The 308-nt window shown below is 70.1% G+C and carries 1 pseudogene; it reads right to left on the reverse strand.

The features are described 5' to 3' along the window. Positions 1-308 (reverse strand): annotated as a pseudogene (locus tag SB660_RS19675) (two-component sensor histidine kinase); the annotation flags it as partial.

Raw genomic sequence — 308 nt, forward strand, 5'->3', positions numbered from 1 at the left:
GCCACGGCGCCTCCGGAGGGCAGATTGTGCACGACGGCGTTGAGCACGAGGTTCGTGACGAGCTGCTGCAGCAGAGCCGACGACCCCAGCACCGGAGCGGCGACGCCTCCCACCTCGACGGCGACACCGCGTCGATCCGCGAGCGGGAGGAGGGCTTCGACCGCCTCCTCGGCCAGGAGTGACAGGTCGACGACCTCGCGGGTGAACGACCGGCGCTCGGCGCGACTGAGCAGCAGCAGCGCCTTGGTGAGCTCGATCGCGCGAGCGTTGACCTCCTGCAGTCGGGTGATCAGCGCATCGACATCGCG

Source organism: Bacillus sp. SIMBA_005, from assembly GCF_046535585.1.
GTDB classification, from domain to species: domain Bacteria; phylum Bacillota; class Bacilli; order Bacillales; family Bacillaceae; genus Bacillus; species Bacillus pumilus.